The following is a 4,601-nucleotide window of genomic DNA, read 5'->3' on the forward strand; positions in this document are numbered from 1 at the left end:
CGGTGGATCGGTCACCAGCATCGAGGGCGGTTCCGCGAGATTGGGCAGTCCCGGATCGGTCTTGGTCATCACCCAGCGGACCGGCTTCGGCAGGGCTCGATGGTTGGGCGTGACCACGCTGAAGCGACGGTCTCGCAGAATCAGCCGGCACACTTCGTAGTCGGTGGTCACGTGTACCCCAGACATCCGGGGTATCCGGCCGCGCTGCCGGATCTGCTCGATATACCGCGACGAACCGAGTAAGCCATCCTGACCGACAGCGATCTGCCCGAGCGGATCGCCCCGGCGTGCCGACAACCGGAGATAGAACCGTGGAAGGCCGTGCAACATCAGCCACCGGATCCGCGCGCGCAGCAACATCGTCACCTCCAGTCCGACCTTCTTCCCATGATAGAGAGCCGCTATGGCGGAGCGGCGCTGTTCGGCGCCGCCGGCTGGTCTTGTCGACGATGTCTCGAAGACTCGCCCGCGTGTCACCGTGTTGCCGTCGAACGCTCACCGCAAGGGATAGGTTTGGCCGCTGGAGGTGGCGGAGCGACGTTCAGATCAGGTGAGGGGCACCATGGACCGGCGCGGTTTCGTCAAGGGCGCCGGCCTGGCCACGGCGATGCTGGGCCTTGCGGGCGGTAGCACGCTTGTGACGGGCCGGTCTCCGGCGCGGGCGCAAGACTCGTGGGCCGAAGACTACAGCCCGAGCCCGCGAGCGTCGTTGTACCGCAGACTGGTGCCGGAGATCTTCGCACCGCTCCCGGATCCGGCCGATCATGTACCCGCGCTCGTCATAGGATCGGGGTTCGGGGCGTCGATCACCGCGCTGCGCCTGTCGCAGTCCGGGACCCAGGTCGCGGTGCTCGAGCGCGGGTCACGCTGGCCGAGTGATCGGTGGCGCGACATCTTCGCCGACGACACGAATCCGGATGGCCGCGGCTTCTGGCATCGCACCATCTTCACCGGCGCGACCAGGATTCCCATGCGGATCGATCCGTTCGGCGGGGTCCTCGACGTTTCGAGTTACCCGGGCATCAATGTGTGGCGCGGCGCGTGTGTCGGCGGCGGCTCCGTAGTGTTCACCGGGGTGATGATCGCGCCGGAGCAACGGTACTTCGACAGCGTATTCCGCGGCGTGGTCGACTACCGCGAGATGCACGACATCTATTACCCCAAGGTCCGAAAGATGTTGCGGCTGAGCCCGATACCGAACGACCTCTATCACTCTTGCGCGTTCGCGCACTCGCGAGCCTGGGACGAGCAGGTCCGCGCAGCCGGCTATACACCGCAGCGCATCGACGGCATGTGGAATTGGCACATCATCCGCAACGAGCTCGCCGGACGATCGAGACCATCGGCGACAGTCGGCCTTTCCGATCTCGGCAATTCCAACGGTGCGAAGTTCGATCTGAATCAGAACTACCTACGCTATGCCGAGAGGACCGGTTGTGCGCGGATCTACCCAGGCCATCGTGTGGACGCCATAGCCAAGGAACCGGGAGCGTCGGGCCGTTATACCGTCGCCGTAACCAAACTCGCGCCTACCGGCGAGACGCTCCGCACCCGGACGCTGACCTGCGACGCGCTGTTCCTCGCCGCGGGCTCCATCGGTACCTCCGAGTTGCTGGTGCGCGCGCGGGCGACCGGCGCGCTGCCGAATCTGAACGAGCACATCGGCGAAGGCTGGGGCAGCAACGGCGACGTCGGCTTGGCGCGACCGCTCAGCTCATTCGACCTGGGCACGCAGGGCACACCGTCCGCGAGCCGGATACTGGACGAGGCGGACGCACCCGTATCGCTGGAGAGCTGGTTCATCCCCGGCGCGACACCCTTCGACATCGGTATTCTCGCATCGCTGGGCATCGTGCTCGACGACACCCGCGGCCGGTTCGTCTACGACTCGGCCACCGGACGCGTAGGCCTGGAGTGGCCGGACAACGGCACCGCCGGCTACCTCGCGCGAGCGCGGGAAGTCAACAACAAGGTGGCCTGCGACTGCCCGCCCCTCACCCGACCGGCCTTGGACGCGGACGCCTCATTCACCGCACATCCGTTGGGCGGCGCGGTGATAGGACGTGCGACAGACCAGTACGGCCGGGTGTGTGGCTATCGAGGCCTGTACGTGATGGACGGGGCGGCCGTGCCCGGCAGCACCGGAACAGTGAACCCGTCGTTGACGATCTGCGCGCTGGCTGAGCGCAATATCGAACAGATCATTCGTTCTGGGTGGTGATCACTGCATTCGCCATAGCAGTCCGCATGTGGTCGACCAGCACACTCGTCGCTTTCCAGGCTGGCCGGCCCGACGCCTGAGCGTGTCCCGACGATTCATGATCGCGCTGTCCTTGCCCGGGTGCCGGGGTCCGGTCCGATACCAGGGGTGGTGCGGAAGTGGTCGCTGAGGACCAGTCCGATTGCGTGGAGCGCGTGCGTATCGGTCATCCGCTCGTGCCGGCCGGGAATGCGGTGTTCGGTGATATGGCCGGTGATGTGGTCGTTCCATCCGAGGGCTGGCGAATGACCGTTGTTCGGGTGACCGCCGCCTGCGCTGAAGTAGATCAGGTCACCGTCGAAAAGTGCCAGCCGGTGGTTCAGGGCGAGATCGATGAGCCGGGTGTAGTCGCGGTGCAGGGTCTCGAGGTGCTCGGGAGTCACGGCGGTGAAGAGTCCGCCGTGCCGGCGCAGCAACTCGGCCGCGGCCTCGAAGGTGAGATCGGCGGGGTCCGGGGGAACGGCGAAGCCGCCGAACTCGGCAAGCATCTCCCCGATGCTCGGTGTCGGAGCACGGACGGTGCGGGCGGTCACGACGCGGGTGTCCATCATGGCGAGGGTGGCGACCGAGTCGCCGGCGCCGCGAAGGTGGACGGCGATCGCGTGGGCGATGGTGCCGCCGAGTGAGTAGCCGAGCAAGTGGTACGGGCCGTGCGGCTGGACAGACCGGATCTCGTGGACGTAGCGGGCGGCGAGTTGGTCGAGTGTGTCGAACCGCGCGGTGGGTTCGGTCATCGCCGGGGATTGCAACCCGTACACGGGACGATCGGGGTCGAGGTGCTGCAGAAGACCGCTGAAACCCCAAGCCAATCCGATAGCTGGGTGGACGCAGAACAGCGGCGCCTCGGACCCGGTGGCGCGCAAGGGAAGCAGGACCGACAGTGCGTCGCCCGGGTCCTGTTCGTCGAGACCACGCAGGCGGTTGTCGATTCGACGGGCCAGTGCTCGCGGGGTCGGGTCGGTGAAGATCCATTGCACCGGCATTGTGGTGCCGGTCGACTCCGCCAGTCGCGCGACCAGCTGGGTGGCGGCCAGCGAGTTGCCACCGAGGGTGAAGAACCCGTCGTCGACGCCGGCTCGATCGATGTGCAGGGTCTGGGTGAAGGCGTCGCAGACGGTGGCCTCGAGTGGGGTGGACGGCGCCCGGAACCGGGAGCGTCGCGGGTTCGGCGTAGGTAAGGCCCTCCGGTCGACTTTGCCGGTGGGGGTGATGGGTATTCGGTCGAGGGTGAGGATGCTGGTGGGGATCATGTGGGCGGGTAGTCGGGTCATGAGATACGTGGTGAGTGCGGCGGTGTCGGGGATGGCGTCGGGGGTGGGTACGACGTAGCCGGTGAGTTGGTTGGCGCCGTTGTGTCGGGTGTGGACCGCGACGGCAGCCTGGGAGATGTCAGGGTGGCTGCGTAGCGTGGTCTCGATATCGCCGGGTTCGATGCGGTGGCCGTGGATTTTGAGTTGCAGGTCGCTGCGGCCTTGGTATTTCAGTGTTCGGTCCGTGGTCCAGGTGACCAGGTCCCCGGTGCGGTACATGCGAGTCCCGGTCGGCCCGTAGGGGTCGGGTACGAATCGCGCTGCCGTTGTTGCCGGTTGCTTCTGGTAGCCGCGGGCGAGGCCGGGCCCGGCCAGATATAGTTCGCCGACCACTCCCAGTGGGACGGGGCATAGCCTGCGGTCGAGTACCACGGCAGTGAATCCGCGGAGCGGACCGCCGATTGTCATCGGGCTGTCTGTGGTTGTGCTCGCCGGAGCGTCAGCGCAGCTCATGATCGTGGTCTCGGTCGCGCCGTAGGTGTTGATCACCGTGTGGCCCGGCATCCATCGTATGGTCAGGTCTGGCGGGCATATCTCGCCGCCGAGAATCAGGGTTGCGAGGGTGTCGAGTTCGTCGGGGTCCAGTGATGCGAGCACAGTCGGGGTGAGGGCGGCATGAGTGACGTGTTCGGCGTTGATCAACTCGGCTAGTTCGGTGCCGGCGACTACCGGTGCGGGGGCGAGGATCAGCGTGGCTTCGGCGGCAGTGGCGCTGAGCCATTCGAGGACCGAGACGTCGAAGCTCGGCGACGCGGCGGCCAGTACTCGAGACGTCGGGGTGATACCGAACCGTTCCCGTGTTTCGGCGGCCAGGCTCGCTATCCCGGCTTGGGTGACGACCACGCCTTTGGGTGTGCCGGTCGAGCCGGATGTGTAGATCACATAGGCCGCATGGTCGACCCGCACCGGCCGGGTTCGCTCGGCGTCGGTCACCGGCGTGGGGGGCAACGTCGCTACCTCTGCCTCGACTTCCGGCTTGTCGAGGACCAGCCACTGCACCGAGCCCGGTAGTCGATCTCGCCACTGCGACA

2 protein-coding genes and 1 pseudogene are annotated in these 4,601 nt (G+C 66.5%); 1 reads left to right on the top strand and 2 read right to left on the bottom strand.

Features of this window, described 5'->3' with window-relative positions:
- Positions 1 to 477, bottom strand: a pseudogene (locus AB0B25_RS31925) (hypothetical protein); the annotation flags it as partial.
- Positions 478 to 562: 85 nt separating this feature from the next.
- Here AB0B25_RS31925 and AB0B25_RS31930 point away from each other — a divergent pair.
- Positions 563 to 2,221, top strand: coding sequence for a GMC oxidoreductase (locus AB0B25_RS31930; RefSeq protein ID WP_357187514.1), 1,659 nt, complete (start codon positions 563 to 565; stop codon positions 2,219 to 2,221).
- A gap of 95 nt (positions 2,222 to 2,316) precedes the next feature.
- Here the strand turns inward: AB0B25_RS31930 and AB0B25_RS31935 are convergent.
- A partial coding sequence (locus AB0B25_RS31935; protein WP_357187517.1) for an AMP-binding protein occupies positions 2,317 to 4,601 on the bottom strand: 2,285 nt, incomplete at its 5' end.

The sequence above is a fragment of the Nocardia sp. NPDC049190 genome (assembly GCF_040648115.1).
Lineage (GTDB): Bacteria > Actinomycetota > Actinomycetes > Mycobacteriales > Mycobacteriaceae > Nocardia.